Annotated in this window: 28 protein-coding genes and 1 tRNA gene; 15 read left to right on the plus strand and 14 right to left on the minus strand. The window is 67.7% G+C overall.

Annotated features, from left to right (window positions below):
* Positions 1 to 23: 23 nt before the first annotated feature.
* The 4 genes from BZG35_RS03945 to lptB are packed head-to-tail and all read left to right on the plus strand — an operon-like array spanning position 24 to position 2609.
* A complete protein-coding gene (locus tag BZG35_RS03945) occupies positions 24 to 638 on the plus strand; it encodes a ribonuclease D (protein WP_077354460.1) in 615 nt (204 codons plus the stop codon).
* Positions 638 to 1297 (plus strand): LPS export ABC transporter periplasmic protein LptC, encoded by a 660-nt coding sequence (gene lptC / locus BZG35_RS03950; protein ID WP_077354461.1) that lies wholly within the window; start codon positions 638 to 640, stop codon positions 1295 to 1297. The genes BZG35_RS03945 and lptC overlap by 1 nt, the downstream gene beginning before the upstream one ends.
* A 1-nt stretch (position 1298) precedes the next feature.
* Positions 1299 to 1793: an LptA/OstA family protein gene (locus BZG35_RS03955; RefSeq protein WP_077354462.1), complete on the plus strand. Its 495-nt coding sequence runs from the start codon at positions 1299 to 1301 to the stop codon at positions 1791 to 1793.
* A gap of 24 nt (positions 1794 to 1817) precedes the next feature.
* Positions 1818 to 2609 (plus strand): LPS export ABC transporter ATP-binding protein, encoded by a 792-nt coding sequence (gene lptB, locus BZG35_RS03960; RefSeq protein ID WP_077354463.1) that lies wholly within the window; start codon positions 1818 to 1820, stop codon positions 2607 to 2609.
* A 9-nt stretch (positions 2610 to 2618) separates the two neighbouring features.
* On the opposite strand, the gene BZG35_RS03965 is transcribed toward lptB, so the two are convergent.
* On the minus strand, positions 2619 to 3194 hold the full coding sequence (locus tag BZG35_RS03965) for a manganese efflux pump MntP family protein (protein WP_077354464.1): 576 nt from the start codon (positions 3192 to 3194) through the stop codon (positions 2619 to 2621).
* Between the two features lie 160 nt (positions 3195 to 3354).
* On the opposite strand from BZG35_RS03965, the gene rpoN reads away from it, so the two are divergent.
* The 3 genes from rpoN to ptsN all read left to right on the plus strand — a co-directional run bounded on the left by rpoN (position 3355) and on the right by ptsN (position 6181).
* Positions 3355 to 4857 carry an RNA polymerase factor sigma-54 gene (rpoN, locus tag BZG35_RS03970; protein ID WP_077357808.1) on the plus strand — a complete coding sequence of 501 codons (1503 nt, stop codon included), beginning with the start codon at positions 3355 to 3357 and terminating at the stop codon, positions 4855 to 4857.
* A 105-nt stretch (positions 4858 to 4962) separates the two neighbouring features.
* Positions 4963 to 5622 (plus strand): ribosome hibernation-promoting factor, HPF/YfiA family, encoded by a 660-nt coding sequence (gene hpf, locus BZG35_RS03975; RefSeq protein ID WP_077354465.1) that lies wholly within the window; start codon positions 4963 to 4965, stop codon positions 5620 to 5622.
* Between the two features lie 94 nt (positions 5623 to 5716).
* Complete coding sequence (ptsN, locus tag BZG35_RS03980; RefSeq protein ID WP_077354466.1) at positions 5717 to 6181, plus strand: PTS IIA-like nitrogen regulatory protein PtsN; 465 nt, start codon at positions 5717 to 5719, stop codon at positions 6179 to 6181.
* An 8-nt stretch (positions 6182 to 6189) separates the two neighbouring features.
* On the opposite strand, the gene BZG35_RS03985 is transcribed toward ptsN, so the two are convergent.
* The 3 genes from BZG35_RS03985 to BZG35_RS03995 all read right to left on the minus strand — a co-directional run bounded on the left by BZG35_RS03985 (position 6190) and on the right by BZG35_RS03995 (position 8145).
* A complete protein-coding gene (locus BZG35_RS03985) occupies positions 6190 to 6444 on the minus strand; it encodes a DUF1150 family protein (protein ID WP_077354467.1) in 255 nt (84 codons plus the stop codon).
* Between the two features lie 82 nt (positions 6445 to 6526).
* Positions 6527 to 6940 carry an Hsp20 family protein gene (locus tag BZG35_RS03990; protein ID WP_077354468.1) on the minus strand — a complete coding sequence of 138 codons (414 nt, stop codon included), beginning with the start codon at positions 6938 to 6940 and terminating at the stop codon, positions 6527 to 6529.
* Positions 6941 to 7107: 167 nt separating this feature from the next.
* Complete coding sequence (locus BZG35_RS03995; RefSeq protein ID WP_077354469.1) at positions 7108 to 8145, minus strand: NAD(P)-dependent alcohol dehydrogenase; 1038 nt, start codon at positions 8143 to 8145, stop codon at positions 7108 to 7110.
* 124 nt (positions 8146 to 8269) lie between these two features.
* Between BZG35_RS03995 and BZG35_RS04000 the strand changes: the two genes are divergently transcribed.
* Positions 8270 to 8704, plus strand: a complete 435-nt coding sequence (locus tag BZG35_RS04000) for an Rrf2 family transcriptional regulator (protein ID WP_077354470.1) — start codon at positions 8270 to 8272, stop codon at positions 8702 to 8704.
* 223 nt (positions 8705 to 8927) lie between these two features.
* Here BZG35_RS04000 and BZG35_RS04005 read toward each other — a convergent pair.
* Together BZG35_RS04005 and BZG35_RS04010 are read right to left on the minus strand one after the other, a co-directional pair.
* Positions 8928 to 9003, minus strand: a tRNA-Ala gene (locus BZG35_RS04005).
* A gap of 182 nt (positions 9004 to 9185) precedes the next feature.
* Entirely contained in the window at positions 9186 to 9650 is a 465-nt protein-coding gene (locus BZG35_RS04010; RefSeq protein ID WP_077354471.1) for a TIGR02300 family protein, read from the minus strand.
* A 134-nt stretch (positions 9651 to 9784) separates the two neighbouring features.
* Between BZG35_RS04010 and aroA the strand changes: the two genes are divergently transcribed.
* The 5 genes from aroA to mscL all read left to right on the plus strand — a co-directional run bounded on the left by aroA (position 9785) and on the right by mscL (position 14598).
* Positions 9785 to 11098 (plus strand): 3-phosphoshikimate 1-carboxyvinyltransferase, encoded by a 1314-nt coding sequence (aroA, locus tag BZG35_RS04015; protein ID WP_256364138.1) that lies wholly within the window; start codon positions 9785 to 9787, stop codon positions 11096 to 11098.
* 49 nt (positions 11099 to 11147) lie between these two features.
* Positions 11148 to 11798 (plus strand): d(CMP) kinase, encoded by a 651-nt coding sequence (locus BZG35_RS04020; RefSeq protein ID WP_077354473.1) that lies wholly within the window; start codon positions 11148 to 11150, stop codon positions 11796 to 11798.
* Positions 11799 to 11955: 157 nt separating this feature from the next.
* The gene (gene rpsA / locus BZG35_RS04025) at positions 11956 to 13659 is read left to right on the plus strand and encodes a 30S ribosomal protein S1 (RefSeq protein ID WP_077354474.1); all 1704 of its coding nucleotides are present in this window, start codon (positions 11956 to 11958) and stop codon (positions 13657 to 13659) included.
* 229 nt (positions 13660 to 13888) lie between these two features.
* Complete coding sequence (locus BZG35_RS04030) at positions 13889 to 14179, plus strand: integration host factor subunit beta (RefSeq protein WP_077354475.1); 291 nt, start codon at positions 13889 to 13891, stop codon at positions 14177 to 14179.
* Positions 14179 to 14598 carry a large-conductance mechanosensitive channel protein MscL gene (gene mscL / locus BZG35_RS04035; protein ID WP_077354476.1) on the plus strand — a complete coding sequence of 140 codons (420 nt, stop codon included), beginning with the start codon at positions 14179 to 14181 and terminating at the stop codon, positions 14596 to 14598. The genes BZG35_RS04030 and mscL overlap by 1 nt, the downstream gene beginning before the upstream one ends.
* Here mscL and BZG35_RS04040 read toward each other — a convergent pair.
* Positions 14595 to 15719 carry a hypothetical protein gene (locus BZG35_RS04040; protein ID WP_077354477.1) on the minus strand — a complete coding sequence of 375 codons (1125 nt, stop codon included), beginning with the start codon at positions 15717 to 15719 and terminating at the stop codon, positions 14595 to 14597. The two genes, mscL and BZG35_RS04040, sit on opposite strands and share 4 nt — an antisense overlap.
* Before the next feature lie 182 nt (positions 15720 to 15901).
* Between BZG35_RS04040 and BZG35_RS04045 the strand changes: the two genes are divergently transcribed.
* Positions 15902 to 16261 (plus strand): DUF559 domain-containing protein, encoded by a 360-nt coding sequence (locus tag BZG35_RS04045; RefSeq protein ID WP_077354478.1) that lies wholly within the window; start codon positions 15902 to 15904, stop codon positions 16259 to 16261.
* A gap of 665 nt (positions 16262 to 16926) precedes the next feature.
* A complete protein-coding gene (locus BZG35_RS04050; RefSeq protein ID WP_253189329.1) occupies positions 16927 to 18831 on the plus strand; it encodes a peptide MFS transporter in 1905 nt (634 codons plus the stop codon).
* Between the two features lie 25 nt (positions 18832 to 18856).
* On the opposite strand, the gene BZG35_RS04055 is transcribed toward BZG35_RS04050, so the two are convergent.
* The 7 genes from BZG35_RS04055 to tldD all read right to left on the minus strand — a co-directional run bounded on the left by BZG35_RS04055 (position 18857) and on the right by tldD (position 25468).
* Positions 18857 to 20908 (minus strand): TonB-dependent siderophore receptor, encoded by a 2052-nt coding sequence (locus BZG35_RS04055; protein ID WP_077354480.1) that lies wholly within the window; start codon positions 20906 to 20908, stop codon positions 18857 to 18859.
* Positions 20909 to 21043: 135 nt separating this feature from the next.
* The gene (locus BZG35_RS04060; protein WP_077354481.1) at positions 21044 to 21424 is read right to left on the minus strand and encodes a hypothetical protein; all 381 of its coding nucleotides are present in this window, start codon (positions 21422 to 21424) and stop codon (positions 21044 to 21046) included.
* A gap of 272 nt (positions 21425 to 21696) precedes the next feature.
* Positions 21697 to 22380, minus strand: a complete 684-nt coding sequence (locus BZG35_RS04065) for a DUF370 domain-containing protein (RefSeq protein ID WP_150125926.1) — start codon at positions 22378 to 22380, stop codon at positions 21697 to 21699.
* Positions 22381 to 22433: 53 nt separating this feature from the next.
* Positions 22434 to 22676, minus strand: a complete 243-nt coding sequence (locus tag BZG35_RS04070) for a hypothetical protein (RefSeq protein WP_077354483.1) — start codon at positions 22674 to 22676, stop codon at positions 22434 to 22436.
* Positions 22677 to 22745: 69 nt separating this feature from the next.
* Positions 22746 to 23429 (minus strand): hypothetical protein, encoded by a 684-nt coding sequence (locus BZG35_RS04075; protein WP_077354484.1) that lies wholly within the window; start codon positions 23427 to 23429, stop codon positions 22746 to 22748.
* 152 nt (positions 23430 to 23581) lie between these two features.
* Positions 23582 to 23935, minus strand: a complete 354-nt coding sequence (locus BZG35_RS04080; protein ID WP_077354485.1) for a helix-turn-helix domain-containing protein — start codon at positions 23933 to 23935, stop codon at positions 23582 to 23584.
* A gap of 102 nt (positions 23936 to 24037) precedes the next feature.
* Positions 24038 to 25468, minus strand: a complete 1431-nt coding sequence (gene tldD, locus BZG35_RS04085; protein ID WP_077354486.1) for a metalloprotease TldD — start codon at positions 25466 to 25468, stop codon at positions 24038 to 24040.
* Positions 25469 to 25521 lie beyond the last annotated feature (53 nt).

Genomic DNA, 25521 nt, shown 5'->3' on the forward strand with positions numbered 1-25521 from the left:
GCACCGCTGGTCTAGGAAACCCCATGACTGTCTACCTGCATGAGGGCGACCTGCCCGACGACCTGGACCTGGGCCCGGAGGTCGCGGTCGATTCCGAGACCATGGGGCTGCGCTTCCGCCGCGATCCCCTGTGCGTGGTCCAGCTGTCCTCGGGCGACGGCGACGCCCACGTCGTGCGCCTGAACCGTCCCGGCTACGACTGTCCGAACCTGAAGCGGCTGATGGCCGACCGGGGGGTGCTCAAGATCTTCCATTTCGGCCGGTTCGACATCGCTATGGTCGAACTGCACCTGGGGGTAGAGACCGGCCCGGTCTACTGCACCAAGATCGCCTCGAAACTGGCCCGCACCTACACCGACCGGCATGGGCTGAAGGACGTGGCGCGCGAGATGGCGGGGATCGACCTGTCGAAGGCCCAGCAGTCGTCGGACTGGGGCGCGCCAGAACTGTCGCAGGCCCAGCTGGAATACGCCGCCTCCGATGTCCTGCACCTGCACGTCATCATGCGCCGGCTGAACGAGATGCTGGTGCGCGAGGATCGGATGACCCTGGCCCAGGCCTGTTTCGACTTCCTGCCGACCCGCGCGCGCCTCGATCTGCGCGGCTGGGACGAGATGGACATCTTCGCGCACACCTGATGACCGATTTTGACCGCAGCGAGGATCGCAAGCGCGCTGACGAGGCGCGGCTGGCCACCGAGGCCGGTCGCTGGCGCGCGCGCTCGCGTCGGGTCCAGCTGTATCGCCGCCTGCTGCCGATCCTGATCGTGCTCCTGGCCGGCGGGGCCCTGACCTGGACGGTGTTCCGCACCGTCATGTCGGGGGTGGAGCGCAACGCCAGCGCCTCCAAGGAGATCAGTCTCGACAATCCCATGTTCCACGGCCAGGACGCCCAGGGCCGCAGCTTCGTGATCGGGGCCCAGGGGGCCGTGCGCGACCCGGCCACGGGGCGGTTCCGCCTGAACGGTCCGGTGCTGCGGCTGAACCTGGGCGGCACCAAGATCACCGAACTGACCGCCGACGCCGGGATGTACAACGAGACCGCGCGCAGCGTGACGATCGGCCCGAACGTCAAGATCTCCGACGGCGGCTCGGGCTTCACCCTGACCACGCCCGAGGCCGTGGTGGATACGGCGACCGGCGTCGTGACAGGCGACAAGGGCGTCCAGGGGCGCGGCCCCCTTGGAACCATCTCGGCAACGTCCTATGCCATCTACGAACAGGGCGGACGGGTCGTGTTCCGCGGCTCGGGCGACAACAAGGTGCAGGGCACGATCAGCCCTTCTTCCGGTGGATGATATGAAGACGACCAGCTTTCTCCTGCTCGGCAGCGCCGTCGTCGCCCTGGCGGCCGGGGGCGCGGCCCTGGCCCAGGGCCGGCCCAACACCTCCGACCAACCGATCGGCTATGGCGCGGATTCCGGCGAACTGACCAACACCGCCGTGTCGCTGCGTGGCCGGGCCGAGATCCAGCAGGGCCAGACCCGGCTGCGCGCCAATGCCATCGAGGGGGCCCGCGACGCGTCGGGCGGCCTGACCCGGATCGAGGCGACCGGCGACGTCTATTACGTCACCCCCAATGAGACGATCCGCGGCGATCGGGCCATCTATGCGGTCAACGACGCGACGGTCACCGTGACCGGCGACGTGATCCTGACCCAGGGCCAGAACGTCCTGACGGGCGCCAGCCTGACCTACAACGTCGACACCGGTCAGGCCCGGATCCAGGGGGGCGGCACGGGGACCAACGCCGGCCGCGTGCGCGGCGTCTTCTATCCGGAAGGGGCCGACTGAGCCCCGGCTCGGTTCCGCATCCGAATGGCGCGCAAGGAACTCTCCGCCCTCAATCTGGACGATCGCCAGGCCACGCCGGAGACGCCCGCGTCGGTTCCCGCGCGGGGCCTGCGTGTGCAGAACATCGCCCGGGCCTTCGGCGCGCGCCAGGTCGTGGCCGACGTCTCCCTGACGGTCCAGCGCGGCGAGGTGGCGGGCCTGCTGGGCCCCAACGGCGCCGGCAAGACCACCTGTTTCTACATGATCACCGGCCTGATCCCGCCCGACAGCGGCAGCATCTGGCTGGACGGCGAGGACATCACGGCCCAGCCCATGTACCAGCGCTCGCGCATGGGCCTGGGCTATCTGGCGCAGGAGGCCTCGATCTTTCGCGGCATGACGGTCGAGGACAACGTCAAGGCCGTGGTCGAGCTGCGCGAGACCGGCAGGGCGATCGAGACCGAGACCACCCGGCTGCTGGAAGAGCTGAACATCCAGCACCTGCGCCACGCCCCCGCCACCGGCCTGTCCGGGGGCGAGCGGCGCCGGGTCGAGATCGCGCGGTCACTGGCGGGCAAGCCCAGTTTCATGCTGCTGGACGAACCCTTCGCCGGCATCGATCCCCTGGCCATCGCCGACATCCGCCAGGTCATCCGCTATCTGGCGGGGGAGGGGATCGGCGTCCTGATCACCGACCATAATGTGCGCGAGACCCTGGACATCATCGACCGCGCCTCGATCATCTCGAACGGCAGCGTGCTGTTCGAAGGCACCGCCGACGAGGTCATCCACGACCCCGAGGTGCGCCGCGTCTATCTGGGCGACCTGTACGGCTGAGGCCCCGCCTTACCCGGGCAGGACGCCCAGGTGCTCGAACAGGATCAGCGTCCCCAGACCGATCAGGGCCACGCCGCCGATCAGCTCGGCCGTCTTGCCGAAGCGAAGCCCCACGGCCCGCCCGATCAGCATGCCGACGGTGGTGAGGGCGAAGGTCGTCAGGCCGATGCACAGCGCGATGATCCAGATATTGGCTCCCAGGAAGGCCAGGCCGACCCCGACCGCCGCCGCGTCGATACTGGTGCCGATCGCGGTGGCGACCAGGATCCAGGCCGCGGACCGCGATCGCCGCGGCGGGCCCGCGTCCGCGGTCGCCGGCTTGCGGGACTCCCAGATCATCCGGCCGCCGACGACCGTCAGCAGACCGAAGGCGATCCAGTGATCGACCTGTTCGGCCATGCCGGCCGCCAGCATGCCCAGGGTCCAGCCGATCAGCGGCGTGATGGCCTCGACGATGCCGAAGACCAGCCCGGCCCTAACCGCGCCCCGCCACGACGGGCGATGCGACGCGCCGCGGCCGACGGCGGCCGCGAAGGCGTCCGTGGACATGCTGAGAGACAGGATCGCGATGGTGCCGGGGGTCATGCGGCAGCCCTAGAGACCCCGCAGCGTGTAAGCCAAGACTGAACCGACACGGCGGGGCGCCAAAGCGTGGCCTTGGCGTCGAAAGCCGCCGTTAACCGCTCTGCCTCATCCTGACAGCAAGTTCCGGGCCACGGCGGTCCGGCGATCAGGGGTGGCGCGCGTGATCGGTCAGAGGCTGGAGGTTCGTCAGGGCCAGGGGCTGGTCATCACGCCCCAGCTGCAGCAGGCCATCAAGCTGCTGCAGCTGTCCAACCAGGAGCTGGACGAATACGTCGACGCCGAACTGGAAAAAAACCCCCTGCTCCAGCGCGAGGAGGCGGAAGGCCTGCCGAACGAGGGCCGCGAGGCCCCCGTCGACGCCACCGAGCTCAGCTTCTCCGATGCCGAGGCCCCCGACCGGTCCTCCACCGTCGATGCGCGCGAGGACGACGTCTATGGCGACGCCACGCCCGGCGAGCGCACCTCGGACCGGCTGTCGGACGAGGCGGCGGAACAGCCGGGCCTGTCGGACTGGTCGGCGGCCGGCAAGGGCGGCTCCTTCAACGACGGCGACGGGGGGGAACGCCCCGACCGCCATGATCCCACGCTGTGGGAGCATCTGCAGGCCCAGGCCTCCACGGCCGGCCTGTCCCCCACCGACCACGCCATCGCCCTGTCGCTGATCGACGGGGTCGACGACGGCGGCTATTTCCGCGGCGAACTGCTCGAAATCGCCGAGCGGCTGGGCTGCGACCTCAAGCGGGTGGAGCGGATCTTGACCGTCTGCCAGGGGTTCGAGCCGACGGGCGTCATGGCCCGCTCGGTCCCCGAATGCCTGAAGCTGCAGCTGATCGAACGGAACCGGTTCGACCCGGCCATGGCGATCCTGCTCGACAACCTCGAGCTCCTGGCGCGCCGCAACCTGGTCGCCCTGCGCACCGCCTGCGGCGTGGACGGCGAGGATCTGGCCGAGATGATCGGCGAGCTGAAGGCCCTGACGCCCCGACCCGGTGCCGGGTTCGCCGGCGAGGTGGCCCAGACGGTCATCCCCGACGTCCATGTGCGCGCCGATCCCGCCGGCGGCTGGCGGGTCGAGCTGAACACCGACACCCTGCCGCGCCTGCTGGTCGACAAACGCTATCATGCCACCGTCTCGGCCGCCGCCCGCAGCGAGACGGAGAAGGCCTTCGTCGCCGACTGCGCCGCCCAGGCCAACTGGCTGGTCAAGTCGCTGGACCAGCGGGCCAAGACCATCCTGAAGGTCGGGTCCGAGATCGTGCGCCAGCAGGACGCCTTCCTGGCCTTCGGGGTCGAGTTCCTGCGTCCCCTGAACCTGAAGACCGTCGCCGACGCCATCGGCATGCATGAGTCGACGGTCAGCCGCGTCACCTCGAACAAATACGTCTCGACCCCGCGCGGGGTGTTCGAACTGAAATTCTTCTTCACCGCCGCGATCCAGGCCACCGACGGCGGGGCCAGCCATTCGGCGGAAGCGGTCCGCCATCGGATCAAGTCCATGATCGACCACGAGGGGTCCGGGGGGGATGTCCTGTCCGACGACCGCATTGTCGAGATCCTGAAGGAGGCGGGCATCGACATCGCCCGCCGTACGGTCGCCAAGTATCGGGAAGCGCTGCGTATTCCGTCGTCGATCGAGCGCCGGCGGATGCTGAAGACCGGCTGATCCGGCGGCGGGTCGCGGGCGCAAACGACGCCCAATCGCGCAAGCGTGACCGCAAAACCGTCGTTCGCCGTTGACACCTTCCGCGCCCGGTCGCGTTCTGTCGGCATGCAAGTGCAAGTGAGCGGCAAGCACGTGGATGTCGGCGAAGCGTTAGGCTCGCGCATCTCCCAGGAACTCCAGGACGGCGTCGGAAAATATTTCGAACGCGGCGGCGAGAACGCCGAGGTCGTGGTCTCCAAGGACGGTCATGGCTTCAAGGTGGACTGTTGGGTCCGCCTGGCGTCCGGCCAGGCCCTGGTTACGACGGGCCTCGGCGGCGACGCCCACGCCGCCTTCACCGACAGTCTCGAGAAACTCGAGAAGCGGGTCCGACGCTACAAGCGTCGCCTCAAGGATCACCACATCGGCCCCAAGGGCCTGTCGCCCGAGAAGACGGAAGACGCCGCGCGCGAGGTCGCCCGCAGCATGGTCCTGCGCGATCCGGACACCGTCGAGGACGAGACCTTCGGCGACACCGAGCAGGAAGGCCCTCCGCCGGTCGGCATGGTCATCGCCGAGAGCGTCTCCGAGATCCGCACGATCACCGTCGGGCGTGCGGTGCTGGAACTCGATATGACGGGCTATCCGATCGTCCTGTTCCGCAATGCGGCCCACGGCGGGCTGTCGGTGGTCTATCGCCGACCGGACGGAAACGTAGGGTGGATCGATCCTGAACGCACCGCGTCTTTGAACGGACACGGTTCTGTAAACGGTTCCGGCGCATAATCCTTTCCAACCCCGCCCTCGCCGTCTAGACGGCGGGGGCCGACCTTTGGCCGCTCCTCCGTCCGTCCGACACCCCGCTGAAACTGGTACAAACATGGATATCGGCGAGCTACTGGTCCCGGAGGGCATCGTGCTGAAGAGCGGGGCGTCCTCCAAGCGTCAGGCCCTGCACAGCGTCGCCGCGGCGGCGGCCCAGTGCATCGGCATTGCCGAAGCCCTGATTTTCGACGCCTTGATGGAGCGGGAAGCGCTCGGATCGACCGGCCTTGGGAACGGCGTCGCCATTCCCCACGCGCGTCTGGAGGGACTTCCGGGCATTCGCGCGGTGTTCGTGCGCCTCGATACGCCGGTCGCCTATGACTCCGTCGACGATCGGCCGGTCGATCTGATGTTCGCGCTGCTGGCCCCGGCCAGGAACGGGGCCGAGCATCTGCGCGCTCTGGCGGCGGTGTCGCGGGCGTTGCGGTCGGCTGAACTGAGAGAACAGCTGCGGCAGGTGCGAACGGTCGACGCGCTTCACGCCCTGTTCGTCCGCAACGAGGCCGCCACCGCCGCCTGAACGCCGTCCTAGTGGACGGACACCGGCTCCAGCTCGTGGGCGACAGCGGCGGCGAAGGCGGTCGCACGATCCAGCATCACGGCCAGCCGTTCGCCGTCCGCGCCATGGACGGCGTACAGGGTCTGCTCCGGGTCGATCGCAAGGCCCTGGGCCTCCGCCGCCGGCGTATCGGCCAGGACGTCGGCCGCGCTGATCTCGCGCACATAGACGAGATCAGGCGCTCCGAAGCCTGCAAAATCTTCTTTGGTCATCATCGGCGTCATCAAGACCGCCTCCTTTTCAAATTAGACAACGCCCGACCGTGCGGCCGGTTCGCCGCCGTGGCGTCGCGTCGCGTCTCCGGGATCAGCCCAGGGAGATCGGAATACGCCGGACCGTCTGGGCCTGTTCGGGCCGTTTCAGGTCGACATGCAGCAGGCCATGTTCGAGCCGGGCCCCTTCGACTTCCAGGCCATCGGCCAGAACGAAGGTGCGCACGAAACCGCGGGCCGCGATGCCGCGATGCAGAAAGGCCTGATCCGGCCCCGGCTCGCGCTTGCCGGCGATCGTCAGCTGGCGGCCTTCCAGGGTGATGCTCAGATCGTCCGGCGAAAAGCCGGCCACGGCCAGCGAGATCCGCACGGCCGTCTCGCCCAGCTGTTCGACATTGTAGGGCGGATAGCTCTCGGCCGCCGCCTTGGCGGCCCGGTCGATCAGGGCGCGCGTCTGGTCAAAGCCGAGCAGGAAGGGGCTGTCGAACAGCACGGGGCGGGCGGTCATGGTCTCAGTCCTTGCAGAAGCGACTGCGCCCGGTGACCCGATCAACGGCGATACCGGACGCAGGCCGGATATGGGGGGCCGGCCTGTTCGCAACAACCATGCAGGCAACTTTGCCTCCGCCGCGACGGTCCGTCCGGCGGCCTTCTCCACTGTCTTTAGGGTACGCCTTAAGGCTGCGGAACTCGGCCGGCGACCATGATGACGATCTTGCCCAGATCGCTGCTGGTCTCCAACGCCTGGTAGGCCTCGCGGGCCTCGGAGAAGGTGAACCTCCGTGCGATCGGGGGCTTGATCCCATGCCTGTCGACGAAATCGACGAGGTCGCGATACGCCATGGCGCTGCCGACCGAGATCCCCCGGATCGATCCGCCCTTCATCATCAGAAGGACGAAGTTCGGCGCGGCCTCGGCGTGTTCGAACAGGCCCATCAGGGCGATCTCGCCCCCGGGGGCAAGGGCGACGATGCACTGGTCCAGCGATGCGCTGCCGGCGGCGTTCACGACCCGGTTGAACCCGCCCACACCCTCGGCCGCCCGTTCACCCCAGTTGGCGTCTGTGCCGTAGTGGATGACATCGCCAGCTCCGAGGGCCTTGATGCTTTCGATCTTCGAGTCGGACCCCGTGGTCGCAACGACGTCCGCGCCCGCGGCCTTGGCCAGCAGCAGGGCCAATACGGAGACGGAGCCGGTACCGGTGACCAGCACCTTGTCGCCCTGGCTGATCCTGTTCGTATAGGGACGGTTACCGTGAAGCGCGGTCCAGGCCGTGAGACCCGCACACGGCAGACACGCCGCCTCCTCGAACGACAGGGTTTCGGGTGCGGCGGTGAGCCTCCGAGCGTCCAGAATGACATATTCGGCCAGCATCCCGTCCTGACCCGGCGATCCGAGGCCCCAACCCTGATCGGGCGCAGGGGGGCCATCCGCCCAGGACGGGTAGTAGTTGCCCGTGACCCTGTCGCCGATAGCCCATTCGGTCACGTCCGGTCCCACGGCGTCAACTTCGCCGGCGCCGTCAGACACGGCGACGAAGTCGGAAGGGGCTACGCCATATGCCCCGGTTACGAGAAGGAGATCGCGCCGATTGAGCGAGACGGCGTGAACCTTGACCCGCACCTGGCCCACGCCGGGGCCTGGAATGGCGACCTCTTCCAGAACGAGCTGATCGAGCGAGGTCGCTCCTCCTTTGACGATCCAACGTTTCATGGCTCACCCTTGGTTTCCGGCAATGGAATGGCTTAATGTAAGGGTAGAAGTTTCATTTTGGCGCGGATAATGCAAGAGTCATTGTTTCATTATTGGCGGTTGATGGACGGAGCGGCCGTCGCTCATGATTGATCTTCGATTCCCCACCGCGCTGCAGATGGTTCTGTCCCTCGCCGTGGCCCGCGAGACGGGGAGCCGCTGCACCAGCGCGGAGCTGGCCCTCGGCCTTGGCGCGAATCCGGTCCTCGTGCGCAAACTGCTGACACCGCTCGCGCGCGACGGCATCGTCATGGCGACCTTGGGCAAGAACGGGGGCGTGCGATTGGGGCGGGCGCCAGACGCCATTACCCTGGGCGAAATCTATGCCTCGGTCGTGGAGGACAAACGCCTGTTCGCCACTCGACCGAACGTGCCGGACGTCTGTGTCGTGAGCCGCAACATCGAGACCTTCTTCACCGCGGTTTCCGACACCATAGAGAAAGACGCCCTCGCTTCTCTGTCACGGATCACGGTGGCCCAAGGTCTCTCGGAAATCCGCAGGATGGAGGGGCAGGGGTGAGGGTGCTGGTCCCCCGAGCCAGGACGGGCCGGGATCAGGGGCGGGCCCGAGACGGCGCTCAAAGAGGGGGGATGTCAGAGGACGGCTGAAGCGAGACGGCCGGAGCCTCCTTGCCCACAAGTGCTGGATCTGGTGCGATCCGAGGTGATCCCACGCGGCCGGGTTCGCCACCCGCCCGGAAAGCAAAAGGGGTTAGCAGTTTCCTGCTAACCCCTTCGAAAATTGGTGGAGCTTAGCGGAGTCGAACCGCTGACCTCTTGCATGCCATGCAAGCGCTCTACCAGCTGAGCTAAAGCCCCGAACCTCGAGCCCACTGGGCCTTCTGGTCGGTACCGGGAGCCTTGTGATGGCCCTCGGCGAGGCGGCGGAACCTATGTCAGGCCCTTTTCGGGATCAACCCGATTCCGCAGTTTATTTTCGCAAACTTCCGGACGCCCGAAACCGGCGCATTTCGCCGGCTCCGGACGTCCCGGAAAGGGTCCTACAGATCGTCGTCCTTGCCGCCCTTGACCACATCGCCGTCGAAGGCGTCATCGTCCTCGTCCTCGATGAAGGGCACGGAGTCATCGTCGTCGTCGTCGTCGGGCAGGACGTCGTCATCGCCTTCCGTGGTGCCCATGCCGGACTCCTCGGACGGATCGGCCGTCGTGTCGTCCTCGTCGTCCGGCGTCAGGATCGGCTCATGGCCTTCCTGATCGATCTCGGGCGTGACGACCTCCTCTTCCTCGTCCTCATCGTCGGTGGCCTTCTTCTCGACGACCTGATCCTCGGCGTCGTCGGCGGCATAGCCGCCCGGACGGCCGCGACGGCTGCGCAGCTTGATCGCCTCTTCGGGATCGAACTCGGTGTCGCATTTGGGGCAGTGCGCCGGACGGCGCGAGAGGTCGTAGAATTTGGCCTGGCAGTTCGGACAGACCTGCTTGGCGCCAAGTTTGGGATCGGCCACGGGGGATGGAGACCTTTGGATGGAGGAGGGGATTTCGGCCGCGTCCCTTGCCACTCCGGGGGGGCGCTGTCAAAAGCCGTCTTTGGCGTGGCGACCGGCCGGCCCGTCCCAAACCCCTCCATGGAGCCTCAGCGGTGACCCACGCAGCCCATCTGACTGCGCGACCGGGCGCGGCCCTGCACGGCACGGTGCGGGCGCCGGGCGACAAGTCGATGTCCCACCGCGCCCTGATCCTGGGGGCCATGGCGTCCGGCGTGACCGAGATCGAGGGCCTGCTGGAAGGCGAGGATGTCCTCGCCACCGCCCGGGCGGCCGAGGCCTTCGGGGCCCGGGTCGAGCGGCGGGGCGGCGGGCGCTGGCGGGTCACGGGGCAGGGCGGTCTGCGTGCCCCGGCCGGCGTGATCGACTGCGGCAACGCCGGCACCGGGGTGCGGCTGCTGATGGGCGCGGCGGCGGGCTATGCCATGTCAGCCACCTTCGATGGAGACGCCTCCCTGCGCGGCCGCCCGATGGGCCGGGTCACCGACCACCTGACCCGCATGGGGGCCACCTTCGACTGGAGCGGCCAGCCGGGCCTGCTGCCCGCGACCCTGACCGGCGGGGCGCTCCACGCCATCGACCATGTCCAGACCGTCGCCTCGGCCCAGGTCAAGTCGGCCATCCTGCTGGCCGGGCTGAACGCCACCGGCGTCACCTCCGTGACCGAGCCAGAGAAGAGCCGCGACCACACCGAGCGGATGCTGCGGGCCTTCGGCGCGACGATCGACGTCGAAGCCGCCGGGCAGGGCTGGATCATCCGCCTGCAGGGCGGCCAGCCCCTGACCGGGACCGCCGTCGCCGTCCCCGGCGACCCGTCCTCCGCCGCCTTCCCACTCGCCGCCGGCCTGATCGTCCCCGGGTCCGAAGTCACGGTCGAGGGCGTCATGCTGAACCCGCTCCGCACTGGCCTGTTCGACACCTGGATCGAGATGGGCGCCGACCTGACCATCACCAACCGCCGCGTCGCGGGCGGTGAGGACGTCGGCGACATCACGGCCCGCCATTCCGCGCTGCGCGGCGTCGTCGTGCCCGAGACCCGCGCCGCCTCCATGATCGACGAATATCCAATCCTCGCCGCCACCGCCGCCTTCGCCGAGGGCCAGACCGTCATGCGCGGCGTGGGCGAGATGCGGGTCAAGGAAAGCGACCGTATCCGCCTGATGGTCGACGGCCTGCGCGCCTGCGGCGTGGCGGTCGAGGAGGAGCCGGACGGGTTCCTCGTCACCGGCGGGCCGGTCCCGGGCGGGGCCACCGTCCACACCGCCCACGATCACCGCATCGCCATGAGCCATCTGGTGCTCGGCCTGGCCGCCGCCGCGCCTGTGACGGTGGACGAGCCCGACATGATCGCCACCAGCTTCCCGGGCTTCGTCGGGATGATGCGCGGCCTGGGCGGGGACCTAAAGTGAACAGAGGTTCACTGGCGCGACGGGATCGGTTGTGCTTCCTCGCGCCGACATGACCACGCCTTTCATCATCGCCGTCGACGGACCCGCCGCCTCGGGCAAGGGCACAATCGCCTCGCGCCTGGCCGCCCACTACGGCCTGCCGTTTCTGGACACCGGCCTGCTGTACCGCGCCGTCGGTCTCGACGTCCTGACGGGCGGCGGGGATCTCGGCGACCCGGTGGCGGCCGAGGCCGCGGCCCGCGCGCTGGATTCCGATCGCCTGTCCGACGACCCGGCCCTGACCAGCGGTGACGCCGGCGAGGCGGCCAGTCGCGTGGCCGGCCATCCCGGCGTCCGCGCCGCCCTGCTGGACCTGCAGCAGGCCTTCGCCCGCCAGCCGGGCGGCGGGGTCCTGGACGGCCGCGACATCGGCACCGTCATCGCCCCCGAGGCCCCCGCCAAGCTGTTCGTCACGGCCACGCCCGAGACCCGCGCCCGGCGCCGCTGGCTGCAGCTGTCGGGCCGCGGCGACCCCATCACCTTCGAGGCCATGCTGGCCGACATCCAGCGCCGCGACGAGCGCGACGCCGGTCGCGGTTCCGCCCCCATGGTCCAGGCCGCCGACGCGGTCTTGCTGGACACGACCGATATGGATATAGAGAGCGCCTTCGATGCGGCCCGCCGTATCGTCGAGGCGGCGCGCGCGAGACACGGCTTCTAAGCCAGCTTGCAAATCCAACGCACCCATCCTCGGCTTCCGCGGGCGTTCCGGCACCGATCGCCTCGCGTCCGACGACCCCGACTGACATCTTCGATCTTCACCGCGCGCAGGACTCTCCGGTCGTGCGCCCCAGCCCTATCGGAAACACCAGAGCTATATGTCTGATACCCTGAACCCCACGCGCGACGACTTTTCGGCGCTGCTCGACGAACAACTGCAAGGCCGCGATCTCGGCGAAGGCCAGGTCGTTCACGGCCGCGTCGTCGGCATCGAAAAAGACATCATCATCATCGACGTCGGTCTGAAGACCGAAGGCCGTATCCCGGCCCGCGAGTTCGGCATCGGCGAAGGCTCGGTGATCCCCAAGGTCGGCGACAACGTCGAGGTCTACCTCGAGCGCGTCGAGAACGCCCTGGGTGAAGCCGTCATCAGCCGCGACAAGGCCCGTCGCGAAGAAGCCTGGACCCGTCTGGAAGTCGTCTTCGCCGAGGGCGTGCCGGTCAATGGCGCCATCGTCGGTCGCGTCAAGGGCGGCTTCACCGTCGACCTCGGCGGCGCCTCGGCCTTCCTGCCCGGCTCGCAGGTCGACATCCGCCCGGTGCGCGACGTCGGCCCGCTGATGGGCAAGGAACAGCCGTTCCAGATCCTCAAGATGGACCGCCCGCGCGGCAACATCGTCGTCTCGCGTCGTGCGATCCTGGAAGAAGCCCGCGCCGAACAGCGCACGGAGCTGGTCGGCCAGCTGCAAGAGGGTGAAGTCCGCGACGGCGTCGTCAAGAACATCACCGACTACGGCGCGTTCGTGGACCTCGGCGGCATCGACGGCCTGCTGCACGTCACCGACATGTCGTGGAAGCGCGTCTCCCACCCGTCGCAGGTGCTCGCCGTCGGCGACACCGTCCAGGTCCAGATCGTCAAGATCAACCCGGACACCCAGCGCATCAGCCTGGGCATGAAACAGCTGCAGTCCGATCCGTGGGACGGCGTCGAAGCCAAATACCCGCCCGGCGCGAAATACACCGGCCGCATCACCAACATCACCGACTACGGCGCGTTCGTTGAGCTGGAAGCCGGCGTTGAAGGCTTGGTCCACGTCTCGGAAATGTCCTGGACCAAGAAGAACGTCCACCCCGGCAAGATCGTCTCGACCTCGCAGGAAGTCGACGTCGTGGTCCTGGATGTCGACGCCTCCAAGCGCCGCATCTCGCTGGGCCTGAAACAGGCCCAGGACAATCCGTGGGATGCGTTCGTCGCCGCCAACCCGATCGGCTCGACCGTCGAGGGCGAGGTCAAGAACGCCACCGAGTTCGGCTTGTTCATCGGCCTGGACAACGACATCGACGGCATGGTGCACCTGTCCGACCTCGACTGGTCGGTCTCGGGTGAGGAAGCCATCCAGCGCTACCGCAAGGGCGAGATGGTCAAGGCCAAGGTCCTGGACGTCGACGTCGAGAAGGAACGCGTCTCGCTCGGCATCAAGCAGCTGGGCGGCGATCCCGTCGGCGACGGCGAGCTCTACAAGAAGGGCCAGACCGTCACCCTGACCGTCACGTCCATCGAGTCGGGCGGCATCGAGGTCAAGTTCGGCGAAGACGACGCGCCGGTCACCAGCTTCGTGCGCAAGTCGGACATCAGCCGCGACCGCAACGAGCAGCGCCCCGAGCGTTATGCCGTCGGCGATCGCGTCGACGCCCAGATCACGGGCATCGACAAGGCCACGCGCCGCGTCTCGGTCTCGATCAAGGCGCTTGAAATGGCCGACGAGAAGGAAGCCATCGACCAGTTCGGCTCCTCCGACTCGGGCGCTTCGCTGGGTGACATCCTCGGCGCGGCCCTGCGGGAAAAAGCCAAGCAGGACTGAGCCTGATCAGGCTCTGAAGATCGCGGGCGGTCGGAGAAATCCGGCCGCCCGTTTCTTTGTGCGCTGCGGCCGTCCGTGTACGGTTGACGACGATTTACCCTCTTCCCGACGGAAACTGGTCCGCACCCCCTTTTTCACGCGCCGGGCGACGGCTAGGGTGCCCTGGCAACGCTTTTGAAGTTGCACCCGTATTTGCTTTTAGAGAGCAGGAAAGGGCGGGGGCCTGGACATGATCAAGTCTGAGCTGATCGAGAAGCTTGCGGCTGAGAACACCCATCTCACCCATGCCGAGGTCGAGCGCGTCGTGAACGTGGTGCTCGGCCGCATGACCGAGGCCATGGCCGACGGCGGTCGCGTCGAACTGCGCGGCTTCGGCGCCTTTTCGGTCCGCTCCCGCCCGGCCCGCGCGGGCCGCAATCCGCGCACCGGCGAGACCGTGGACGTGCCCGCCAAGGCCGTGCCCTTCTTCAAGAGCGGCAAGGAGCTTCGCGAACGCCTGAACGCCAGCGGCGACGCCTGATGGCCCTGGTCGCCGAGTTCAAGGAATTCATCGCCCGCGGCAACGTCATCGACCTGGCCGTCGGCGTCATCATCGGGGCGGCCTTCAGCAAGATCGTCACCAGCCTGGTCGAACAGGTGGTGATGCCGCCCATCGGCCTGCTGCTGGGCGGGGTGGACTTCTCGGACCTGCGCTGGGTGCTGCGTGGCGAGGACGCGGCGACGGAAGCCGTCGAGGAGGTCGCGATCCAGTACGGGGCCTTCCTCAACACCGTCATCCAGTTCCTGATCGTGGCCTTCGTCATCTTCCTCATGGTGAAGGTGATCAACCGGCTCAAGCGGGCCGAGGCGGCGGCCCCGCCCGCACCCCATGCCCCGACGCCGACCGAGGTCCTGCTGGCCGAGATCCGCGACGAACTGAAGGCGCGGCCCAGGGTCTAGGCGGCTCGTCGAGCCGCGCAGGCCGGCGTCGGCACGGGACGCAGGCACAGGCCGTAATCGCCGTCGAACGGGGTGGGGGCCCACGTCTCGAGGCCGGTGGTCCCCGGCTCGAACCGGGCATGGCCGTGACCCCAGCCGCCTTCGCGTCGGGCCGAGGCGGCCAGCGGCCCCAGTCGACGGACCAGGTCGTCGTTCACCATCTGGATCCGCACCTTGGCCGCCCCCAGGGCGCGCGCATTCGTCATCAGGGCCTCCATCAAGGCGGGAATGGCCCGCTGGTCGTCCTCCAGGGCGATCAGGTCGAGGATTTCCAGCACGGGTGGCTCGATGGCGTTGCCCTTGGCCACCATGGCCATGGCGAAGCCGGTGATGGCCTTGCCGGCGTTGAAGGCCAGCAGGACCGGTCGCAGGGTCAGGTCCGGATCGCTCAGGCGCCAGCGCAGGGTCGCCGGGCTGCGATCGGCGATCAGCCGACCTTCGGCCTTCAGCGCGGTCCAAAAATCGCCGAACCGGGACCGGTCGCCGAGGTCGCTCACGACCGCGACCCCGGGCGGCAGGCTCAGGCGCGTCGGGTCCACCAGCCGGTCGTTCATCAGCCGCTCCCGCGCGGCGTCGATCAGGGCCGGGGTCAGGCCGTGCACCTGGCGCAGCACCCGGCCGCGCGCGCAGGCCAGGGTGTCGACCCGCCAGGACAGCTTCAGGGCGTGGGTGCGGGGCGGCCAGGCGGCCATCCCATGTCGTCCATAGATCGGGCTGGAAGCCGAATTGGCGTTCAGCACATAGCGGGCGAACAGGGCGGCCTGGTCGGCGAACCGGTCCAGCAGTCGCCGGCTCTGCCCCCGGGCGCGCGGACGCACGATGACCGAGAAGGCGCTGGCCCCATGGAGCACCGTTGTGCCGCGATGAAACCGCTGCACGAAATTACCGGTCATGCCGCATGGCGCGCCGTCGTCGTCATCGACCAGCAGCCAGCCGGCCGGGGCCCCGGCCTCCAGCCGCGCCGGATTGTCCCATAGCCAGCGCCAGCCGGCCGGCGACCGCTGGGGCCAGCCGACCGAGCGGTGCAGGGCATTCAGGGCCTCGTGGTCGTCTTCCTCTATCGTTCGGACCGAAACGGTCATTCCAACACTATCCCAAGGCGGTACAAATCGCCCTTCCACGGCGAGGCGATGCAGGAGGCGTGCCGTCTTCATAAACCCTCTCCCCCTGCGGGAGAGGGAGAGCGCGCACGGCGGCGCAGCCGTCGTCCTGGCGCGCTCGGGTGAGGGGTGAAACTCCGTCCTCTAAAGGTTAAGCTTCGGTTATGCTCAAGCCGTCCGATCGAACACGATCCAATGCCCGCAAAGGACGCAGCGATCCGACCTTGCCCGAGGCGGTGTTCTGGAAGCTTCTGCGCGATCGCAGGCTGGACGGTCTCAAGTTCCGCAGGCAGCTGCCGCTCGGTCCCTATATCGCCGACTTCGCCTGCCCATCCATCCGATTGATCCTGGAACTGGACGGGGGCGTCCATGTGCTGCGGACGCAGAGGGATGCCGTGCGTGATGCCTGGCTGACGGCGAACGGTTGGACGGTCCTCAGGTTCGCCAACGAAGCCGTGCTGAGAAACCCCGCGCTCCTGTTTGAGGCGGTGCGGGATCATGCAGTGCGTCACCCGCAAAGCTGAGTTTCACCCCTCATCCGCCCCTTCGGGGCACCTTCTCCCGCAAGGGGAGAAGGAAGATGGTGTCCACCTTCCATCGTCTAATTGTCCGCGTCCGCCCGGAATCCCCAAACCTTCTCAACACCCCTCCGCTTTTTCGACCCGTCCAACTCGCCCGCATCGGAAACCCGTCTAGACTCTTCCCGTCCCGTCGCGAGGGGAAGGCGTCCTGGGCCCAGGACCCGGACGCGCGCCGGGGTCGATCGCGGGATATGCCGGGGCGAAACCCCGGGTCCGGCGGCGCACTGGGCGTCGTCGCCTGTCGTGGGCTGAGAGTCGGAAAAGGACCAATCGGGAAGGACCAGGACGGCGGGGAAGAGGCCCCGGCGTTGCCCGACACAAGACATCCTGCCCCCGAACGCTTGCGAAAACCGATCGAGCGGAGCCACGGCGACCACGCCGAAACTCTTTTACAGGCGACCGCCGGCGACGGCGGCCGTCACGGTCCCGGGCGCGATCGCCATGGCTCCGCCGCTTCCCCGACCCGTTCACAGCGGAAGAGCGATGCCGCGCGGGCGACGTTCGTGACGCTTCGATGATCCATAAGGCTTGTCCGTTCCTGTCCGCCGTGCTGCTTATGCCGCCACAAGCGCCCCGGAGGCGCGATCCACAGGAGCGAGCGTTTGAGTGTGACGGATGGCGGAGGCGCGGTGGCGCCCCAGAAGCAGTTCCTGGGGCACCCGCGCGGATTGGTGATCCTGTTCTTCACCGAGATGTGGGAACGGTTCTCCTTCTACGGCATGCGGGCCCTGCTGGTCCTGTATCTGACCCAGCATTTCCTGTTCGGCTCGTCCGAGGCGCAGGGCATCTACGCCGCCTACGCCGCCCTGGTCTATCTGATGCCGGTCCTGGGCGGGGCCATCGCCGACCGCTTCCTGGGCTCGCGCAAGGCCGTCACCATCGGGGCCCTGCTGCTGGTCGCCGGTCACGGCATGATGGCCTTCGAGGGCTCGGGCGGTCGCGAGACCATCCAGTATCAGGGCCAGTCCTACGCCATTCAGGTCGAGGGTCGCGATACCGACCGCCAGCTGTTCGCCCTCGTCGGCGACCAGCGCTTGCCCATCCAGGTCACGCCGGAGGGCATCCGGGTCTCCGACCTGCCGACGACGGCCGAAAGCGCCGCCTCGGCGGCCGCCGCCTCGTCGCTGGGCACCGTGCCCGCCGTCGAGACGGTGACGGATCCCGAAGCCGCCGCCGTTCCCGCCGACGGGCCCGTCTCGGCCGCGGCCACGGCTCCCGAGACCGTCGTCGACCGGGCCAATGCCGCCGCCGCCACCGCGACCGACAACGCCGCCCGGGCCGGGCTTCCCGCCCTGATCGCGCCGGGGGCCTACACCATCGACAAGTCCGTCGATCTGGCCGGCCAGTCGGTTCTGTTCTTCGCCCTGGCCCTGATCGTCGTCGGCGTGGGCTTCCTCAAGCCCAACATCTCCACGGTGGTGGGTTCGCTCTATGAGCAGGGCGATCCGCGCCGCGATTCCGGCTTCACCATCTTCTACGTCGGCATCAATCTGGGGTCGTTCCTGGCCTCGGCGGTCTGCGCCTGGCTGGGGATCGAATACGGCTGGAAATACGGCTTCGGCCTGGCCGGCATCGGCATGCTGGCGGGTCTGATCACCTTCTGGGTCGGTCAGAGCTGGCTCGGCAACCGGGCGGATCCGCCCGCCAGCGCCCAGCTGGACAAGAAGACCTTCGGTGTCCCGCGCGAGGCCTGGATCTACATCCTCGGCATCCTCGCGGTCATTCCGATGTGGCTGATCGTCCAGCAGCATGACGCCGTCGAGGCCTCGCTGCTGTATCTGGTGCCGACCATCTTCGCGGGCCTGCTGCTGTATTCGGTGGTCTTCATCCGGGGCGACGGTCGCTGGCGCATGCTGGTGGCGATCATCCTGACCATGTTCTCGGTCCTGTTCTGGACCCTGTTCGAACAGGCGGGCTCCAGCCTGACGCTGTTCGCGGACCAGTCGACCGAGATGCCGGCCGGCTTCAACGCCGCCATGACCCAGGTCTTCAACCCCGGCACCATCATCGTCTTCGGCCCGATCCTGGCCGGGCTGTGGCTGTGGCTGGGCAAGAAGGGGCTGGAGCCGAACGTCCCGGTCAAGTTCGGCCTGGGCCTGGTCTCGGTCGGGGCCGGCTTCCTGCTGCTGGTCTGGGCCGCCAATACCCAGGCCGACGCCCTGTTCAAAGTGCCGCTGATCTGGCTGTTCCTGGCCTATTTCCTGCACTCGATCGGCGAGCTTCTGGTGTCTCCGGTCGGCCTGTCCATGATCACCAAACTGTCGGTGCCCAAGATGGTCGGGATGATGATGGGGGCCTGGTTCATGGCCTCGGCCCTGGCCCACATCGTCGCCGGCATCATCGCCAAGTCGACCTCGACCGAGACGGTCGGGGGCGTGGTCACCAATCCGGCCCTGGCCCTGGAAACCTATTCCCGGGTGTTCCAGGAGATCGGCATCTGGGGCGTGGCGATCGGCGGCATTCTGCTGCTGCTCTCGCCGGGCCTCAAATGGATGATGCGCGGCGTCAAATAGACCCTGCGGTCCGCGCCCTTCCGGCTCAGAACGTCTTCTGCAGGCGGATTTGCCAGAAGGTGCGCGGATCGATGTCGCGGGTCTCGGTGAAGGCGATCGGCCGGCCGGCGTCACGGCTGGCATAGACCGTCCGCTCGACGTTGAAGTCGTCCCACAGGTTGACCTGGGCCCGGATCGAGGTGGAGGCCGTCGGCTTGTACTCGACGAAGGCCTCGATGTAGTCCGCACCGTAGAAGCCCGAGGTCTGGTCCGGGTCGTAGGAATACTCGGCCAGGGTGGACAGATAGGTCACCGCCCAGTTCAGCTTCCAGCTGGCGATGTCCTGGCTGATGGTGAAGTTGGGCTGGGACTCGCGGATCCCCGAGATGGGCCGGGTCTGGCCGGTGGTCGGATCGGTGACCTCGGTGCTGTTCCAGTCGTTCTTGAAGGTGAACTGCCCGCCGGAAAAACCGGTCCGGTCCAGCGGGATGCTGATGTTGACCGTCAGCTGGTCCAGGGTGCCGTCGCCGATGTTGCCGACCGCCGACAGATCGCCGGGCAGGGGCAGCTGATCGATCACCCCGGTGATCTCGTCATGGCGATAGCCCAGGGACACGATTCCGTCGCCCAGGAAGCGCCGCTCATAGACCAGTTCGGTGACCCAGCGCTGTTCCGGCTCCAGATCGACGTTGCCGCCGAAGACGTTGTCCTCCTCCAGCTCGGCCGAGGCCGCGAAGTCGTCGAAGTCCAGCTGCCCGACCTCGCGCTCCAGCCGGAACCGCACCTGGTTGTTGGCCATCGGGGTCCAGGTGGCCTGGAACCGGGGCTTGGCGAAATAGAAGGATCGCTCTTGGTCCGCGTCCCCCGACTGGGTGATGGTCGAGGCCTCGAGGCGCAGCCCGCCTTCCAGGGTCAGGTCCGGCCGGATGCGCCAGGTCGCCTTGCTGAAAGCCTCGCCCCGCGTCTCCTCGACCAGGACCGAGGCCGAGGGCAGGGGCACGTTCGTCCCGCCGACGGTGAAGGCCTGATCGGTCTCCAGCATGTTGTAGGCGACCTCGGCCCCGCCCTCGATGGTCATTGACGGCGACCGTTCCCAGCGCAGCAGCGAGCGCAGGATGGTCTCGGAGGCGTTGCCGACAGAGGTGAACCGCTGTTCGGGATTGACCATGCCCGCGATCTCGCTGGACGACACCGACGCGCTGTCGAAGTCGTTCCACTCGCGGATGAACCGGGTCTCGCTGCTCAGGCCGGTCCGCAGCGGACGGGTGAACACCGCCCCGATCTCGCCGCTGGTGCCCTCCTCGCTGTAGCCGTTGTCGCGACGGATGCCGGGGGCCGTCTGCAGGCTGAAGTTGCGATAGTCGTTCTGGCCGAGGCGGGCCGTCAGGTCGATCTTGCCGCCCAGGAAGGCGTTGGCGTAGTTGACCCGGATGGCCTGGCCACCCCCCTGCTGATCGCTGTCATAGGCCTCGTCGCGCAGGACCACGCCGTTGGCGTCGCGCCGCAGCACGCGGCCCGGTCCGTTGGAATCGCTGGTGCTGACCCCGTCGGACAGGGTGACGCCGAAGGTGCGATCGCCGTCCTTGGCGGTGAACTGGTAGGAGCCGTTGTAGACGTCGATGCCGCCCTCGAACAGGAAGCCGGTCGCGGTCAGCACCGACTGGCGGCTCGACTGGCTCTTGGTGATCACGTTCACCACCACCGAATAGCCCTGCATGTCGATGCCCGGCGCCCCGCCCCGGACCAGCTCGATCCGCTCGACCTGGGCGGCCAGCGTCCGGCCCAGGACCGAGGTGCCGGAGTCGTTCTTGGACGCGGGCCGCGCGCCGTTGACCAGGATGTTGCCGACCGCGCCCTCGAAGCCGCGCGAGCCATCGCCGTCCTCGGCCGAAAAGCCGGGCACCCGGTTGACCATGTCCAGCGCCGTATTGGGTCGGTAATCGGTGAAGAAGTCCGGCGTGAAGACCAGGACGCCCTGCTGGCTGGCCGCCGCGGCGGGTTCCGCCGTCTGGGCGGAGGGGGCCGGGGCCGTCTGGGCCAGCACGGGCATCGCGCCGAAAAGCACAGCCGTCGTGGCCATCAGGATGGTCTTGGTCATCGCCTGGAATTCCCCTCGTTTGCGAGGGCAGGTGTGCCGAGCCGAAGACCCGATCGCCAGTTACAAGGGAGACAGGTGGATTAACTCGCGGACAGTATTACGCGACTGTAACGATTGAATTTTCTGAGCTGGCCCTCACTGGAAGAAGTCCTGGGAAGCGCTCATCCGCTGTGGGATTGCATCCGTGCTCGCGGACCGCTCGACCGCCGGTGGCGCGACGATCGCGCCTCTGTCGAAGCCGAACAGGCGCGATCCGTCGGCCAGGGGGTCTGTGCTCGTGATGACGGAATCTTCGGTCGGTGCGGATGGCATCGCGTGCGTCTGCGGTTCCGCAGCTGACGGCGGTGGCGACCAGTCCGACCCCGTATAGGCCTCCTGCGGCGCATAGGGCGTGTCCGTCATCTCGAGCTGCCGCTCCAGGACCGCGCGGTCAAACTCGTCGCTTAGCGTGCCCACCTCCAAAACGCCTCCCTCGACGAGGACCGGCTCGCGGGGCGGCACGACGGCGATCGACAACCGCGGACCTGGACCGGACGCGTTTGACTCGCGAGGCGCGACGCTCCAGGCCGCGACGCCAAGCGATAAGGCCGCGACAAGGGCGGTGCACACGACTACCGACGCCCGTCTTGCAGGCGATCGCGCTGGCGGCATGGTCTTCATCGGGGACGCTCCTCAGGTGACGCGGAAACCCGGGAGCGGTGCAGGGGTTCCCGCGGCCCAAGGCCCGATGCCGTTGCATCGAACGGCGAGCGTGACGGTTGTCCGCGACGGTGAGCCGACGGCTCGGCCTATCTGGCGATCAGCAACGGCCCCAGCGCCGAACCGGCCGGGATCCGCCGGGCCCAGGCGGCGCCTTCGGCCGCCCAGCCGCGGTCGATGTCGAAACTCACCGCCCGGGCCTTGGCTCCGGAGAAGTCGATCAAGAGACCGGGTCCGAAGGCGGTCTCCACGACGGACCCAAGGGGCGTCGAATCGGTGGCGAAAACCGCCACGATCCGGTCCGTGGGGGCGAGCATGCCCATGCCGTGACCGTGCAGGGGAAAGGCACAGATCGGGGCCATCTCGCCGGCAAGGGTCCGACAGAGGCCCCAGGTCCAGGCTTCCTCGCCATCATTGATCAGGGCGGCGACGCCCGGAAGGCCTGAAGCGAATGCGGTCAGCAGCCGGGTGTCGTTCAAACGGGCCGTTTGACCGAGCGCGACCTCGACCCGCGCCCCGACCCCGACGACGGCGTTCGGTTCTATTGCCGTCGGGGACAGATAGACGCTGAGGTCGTCCCCGAACGCGATGGTTGTCGTCTGCAACAGGTTGGTTCGTCTCATCCACGCCAGGGAGGTGCCGCCGGCTGTCCCTAGCGCACTGGACGCAAATGGGCCCTGTCGAACGGCGGCGAACAGGTACAGCGCCATGTTCTCGCGGTGCAACGCGGGCACCGTGGGACTGGAAAGCGTCACGGTCAGGTGTCGGGTCACGAGAGCCTCGCAGACGATCCGTCGGGGCGAGGAAAGCCCTCGCCCCAACGGACTCAGTAGGTGCAGGACAGGCCAGACGTCGTTTGGTTCGTGATGGTCAGCGTATTGTCGACCACCCGCACCGTGAAGGTGTGGACCTTGTTGTCGTCCATGGGCACGACGACTTCAGGCGCGTTGGCCAGCGTGTACCTGACATTGCCGGTGGCGGGGTGTGTGGTGATCACATCGACGTTGCCGGGGATGGTATGGGCGGCGAACGTGTGTGCCTGGCCCTTCAGGATGACGGTCTGAGGCATCGGGATAATCCTTGATAGAGGAAAGATGCGGCCGCCCGGTGGCGGGCGTGCCAGCGAGCCGGACGGAGGTCAGCTGTGGATCAGAAGGGGCACCAGGTCGGCCTGCGCCTTGATCGGCGTGGCCCAGGTGCCGTCGTCCCAGCTCCAGCCCTCGTTGATGTCGAAATTGACCTTGCGCGTGCTCTTTTCAGTCAGGTCGATGAGCAGGCTCGGGGCGTAGGCCTTGTAGATCACCGTGCCGGTGTTCACGGTTCTGGAGGCGAAGGTCAGGAGAACCTTCTCGATCGGCACCACGACGTCCAGCATGTTGCCGTGCAACGGGATCGCGCACATCGGATTGGCCGATCCAGCGACCTTCTGAGAGATGCCCGCCGTGTATTGCGTGCTGCTTTCGTTCAAGATCGAGATAGCGGATGCCGTTCCCTCGCTGACCGTCTCCAGGTTTCCGTCCACGTCGACATTCGCCGTCTGCCCGAGCGTGATGTCAGCGGCCGCGCTGGCCACGATGGTACCGTCCGAGATGATCTTGGTGTCGGAGATATAGGCCTGGTACTGCTCGGTCCACGCCACCTTGGTGGTGGTCAGGAAACTCGGGTCAGAGAACCAAACGAGGGGCGCCGCTCCGCCGATCCTGCTCTTGACGGCCTTGAAACCATGAAGGGCGAACTTTTCGCCCTTCAGCGCTGTCACGGTGTCGGAGGGAAGGGAGATCTCGATCACATAAGGCGTGGGCGTGGGTTCGGGCGTGGGCATGGCTTCTCTCCTGATGGAGATGGCCCCGGCCGGGCCGGGCATGAATGGCGGAATGCAACTCACGAGATAATGATCTCATGAAAATCTACCTAAGGTAGATTTTCATGTTGCGCCGGACGCAAGATCATTAGTTGTTTGATGCGGCTCACGCTTCAGTATCTCGTCTTGCCAGCCTGAATCAGCCTCACGAGGCCGAGCAGGGCGGCGATCGCTTCGAGGGCCACATGTTCTGGAAGTTCGGACAGAAGCTCTCGGATCCCTCGAGACACGGGTGTGTCGTCGTCCCGGTGGCCGTCGATATGTCCGCGCCCGGTCAGGAGCCAGTCCAGGGACACGTCCAGAGCCCGGCTGAGATTCACGGCGTTGTCGAGCGAAATGGATCGCCCTCGCCGCCACCGACTTATGGCGCTTTCGTCGACGCCCAGCTCGACCGCCAGCGCATATGACTTATGGACCGCCCGCGCCTCGAGCGCCTGAGCGAACCGTTCCTCCCAACCTTGCATCATCAAACCCCCTGAGAGCCGTCGCGGGGGGTCCGGACGGCCATCCGGTGGTAGAACGTTAAGAGAACAAGGTGGCGTGGGGCGTAGCGCTGAGGTCGGCGCGGCTCAGACGGCCGTGCCGCCGACGGTCAAGCCGCCGATCTTCAGTGACGGCTGTCCGATCCCGACAGGAACGCCCTGGCCCGACTTGCCGCAGACGCCGACGCCGGGATCGAAGGCGAAGTCGTCGCCGATCATCGAGACGTTGGTCAGGGCCGTGGCCCCGTCGCCGATCAAGGTGGCGCCGCGCACCGGTGCCGTGATCCGGCCGTCCTCGATCAGATAGGCCTCGGTGCACTGAAACACGAACTTGCCGTTGGTGATGTCGACCTGGCCGCCGCCGAAGTTCGCGGCATAGAGTCCTCGCCTGGTCGAGGCGATCATGTCGGCGCGGTTGTCCTTGCCGCCCTCCATGAAGGTGTTGGTCATCCGCGGCATCGGCATGTGGGCGAACGACTGGCGACGGCCGTTGCCGGTGGCGCGCTGGCCCAGCTGACGCGCGGACAGCCGGTCGTTCATCAGCCCCACCATGATGCCGTCCTCGATCAGGACGGTCCGCGAGGTCGGCGTGCCCTCGTCGTCGACGCTCAGCGATCCCCGACGGCCGGCGATGGAGCCGTCATCGACGACGGTGACGCCGGGCGCGGCGACGCGCTGGCCCATCATGCCGGAAAACACCGAGGAGCCCTTACGGTGGAAGTCGCCTTCGAAGCCGTGGCCGATGGCCTCGTGCAGCAGGACGCCAGGCCAACCGGCCGCCAGCACCACGTCCATCTCCCCGGCCGGGCAGTCGACGGCCTCGAGATTGACCAGGGCTCCGCGCAGGGCTTCGTCCACCTGGGCCTGCCAGCGCTCGGGCGCGATCCAGGTCTCGAACCCGGCCCGGCCGCCGGCTCCGCTGGACATGGTCTCGCGCCGCCCGTCCTTCTCGACGGTGACGGAGACGTTCAGCCGCACCAGGGGGCGCACGTCTCGCACCGTCAGGCCGTCGGCGCGCAGGATCTCGATCGCCCGACGCTCGCCCACGATCGAGGCCGAGACCTGGACCACCCGCGGATCCCGCGCGCGGGCCCAGGCGTCGATCTCCTGCAGCAGGGCGATCTTGTCGGAAAAGGCGGGTGAGGCGAGCGGGTCGACGGCGTCGTACAGCTTCTGATTGGTCGCGCGGGGGCCCTCGGCGGTGACGCCGGCGTGGCCGGACTTGGCCAGGGAGGCGCTGTCGGCGGCGCGACGCAGGGCGGCGGTGCTGATTTCGTTGGCGTGGGCATAGCCGGCGGTTTCGCCCGCCACGACCCTCAGGCCGAAGCCCTCGCTGGCGTCATAGGCGGCGGATTTGAGCCGACCGTCGTCGAAGACCAGCGATTCGGACTCAGAGCGTTCCAGGAACAGCTCGCCGTCGTCGGCCCCGCGCAGGGCGGACTGCAGGATCGAAAGGGCTTCGGAAGGCTCGACGCCCGAGGTCTCGAGCAGGGGCGGCGGGGGGATATGGACGGTCATGACGGAAAGATAGGGAGGCCGAAGGCGAATGTCTTCTCCCTCCCCGAGCGGGG

Source organism: Brevundimonas sp. LM2 (genome assembly GCF_002002865.1).
Lineage (GTDB): Bacteria > Pseudomonadota > Alphaproteobacteria > Caulobacterales > Caulobacteraceae > Brevundimonas.

Bases quoted from the DNA above. Each gene is read 5' to 3' on its own strand.
- BZG35_RS03965 (WP_077354464.1), bottom strand. From the start codon at position 3,194: ATGACCCCCGGCACCATCGCGATCCTGTCTCTCAGCATGTCCACGGAC.
- ptsN (WP_077354466.1), top strand. From the start codon at position 5,717: ATGGATATCGGCGAGCTACTGGTCCCGGAGGGCATCGTGCTGAAGAGC.
- BZG35_RS04075 (WP_077354484.1), bottom strand. From the start codon at position 23,429: ATGCCCACGCCCGAACCCACGCCCACGCCTTATGTGATCGAGATCTCC.
- BZG35_RS04000 (WP_077354470.1), top strand. From the start codon at position 8,270: ATGATTGATCTTCGATTCCCCACCGCGCTGCAGATGGTTCTGTCCCTC.
- BZG35_RS04020 (WP_077354473.1), top strand. From the start codon at position 11,148: ATGACCACGCCTTTCATCATCGCCGTCGACGGACCCGCCGCCTCGGGC.
- BZG35_RS03945 (WP_077354460.1), top strand. From the start codon at position 24: ATGACTGTCTACCTGCATGAGGGCGACCTGCCCGACGACCTGGACCTG.
- BZG35_RS03955 (WP_077354462.1), top strand. From the start codon at position 1,299: ATGAAGACGACCAGCTTTCTCCTGCTCGGCAGCGCCGTCGTCGCCCTG.
- BZG35_RS04055 (WP_077354480.1), bottom strand. From the start codon at position 20,908: ATGACCAAGACCATCCTGATGGCCACGACGGCTGTGCTTTTCGGCGCG.
- BZG35_RS03990 (WP_077354468.1), bottom strand. From the start codon at position 6,940: ATGACCGCCCGCCCCGTGCTGTTCGACAGCCCCTTCCTGCTCGGCTTT.
- BZG35_RS04080 (WP_077354485.1), bottom strand. From the start codon at position 23,935: ATGATGCAAGGTTGGGAGGAACGGTTCGCTCAGGCGCTCGAGGCGCGG.
- BZG35_RS04045 (WP_077354478.1), top strand. From the start codon at position 15,902: ATGCTCAAGCCGTCCGATCGAACACGATCCAATGCCCGCAAAGGACGC.
- lptB (WP_077354463.1), top strand. From the start codon at position 1,818: ATGGCGCGCAAGGAACTCTCCGCCCTCAATCTGGACGATCGCCAGGCC.
- rpsA (WP_077354474.1), top strand. From the start codon at position 11,956: ATGTCTGATACCCTGAACCCCACGCGCGACGACTTTTCGGCGCTGCTC.
- BZG35_RS04070 (WP_077354483.1), bottom strand. From the start codon at position 22,676: ATGCCTCAGACCGTCATCCTGAAGGGCCAGGCACACACGTTCGCCGCC.
- hpf (WP_077354465.1), top strand. From the start codon at position 4,963: ATGCAAGTGCAAGTGAGCGGCAAGCACGTGGATGTCGGCGAAGCGTTA.
- BZG35_RS04040 (WP_077354477.1), bottom strand. From the start codon at position 15,719: ATGACCGTTTCGGTCCGAACGATAGAGGAAGACGACCACGAGGCCCTG.
- BZG35_RS03995 (WP_077354469.1), bottom strand. From the start codon at position 8,145: ATGAAACGTTGGATCGTCAAAGGAGGAGCGACCTCGCTCGATCAGCTC.
- mscL (WP_077354476.1), top strand. From the start codon at position 14,179: ATGGCCCTGGTCGCCGAGTTCAAGGAATTCATCGCCCGCGGCAACGTC.
- BZG35_RS04030 (WP_077354475.1), top strand. From the start codon at position 13,889: ATGATCAAGTCTGAGCTGATCGAGAAGCTTGCGGCTGAGAACACCCAT.
- BZG35_RS03985 (WP_077354467.1), bottom strand. From the start codon at position 6,444: ATGACGCCGATGATGACCAAAGAAGATTTTGCAGGCTTCGGAGCGCCT.
- tldD (WP_077354486.1), bottom strand. From the start codon at position 25,468: ATGACCGTCCATATCCCCCCGCCGCCCCTGCTCGAGACCTCGGGCGTC.
- lptC (WP_077354461.1), top strand. From the start codon at position 638: ATGACCGATTTTGACCGCAGCGAGGATCGCAAGCGCGCTGACGAGGCG.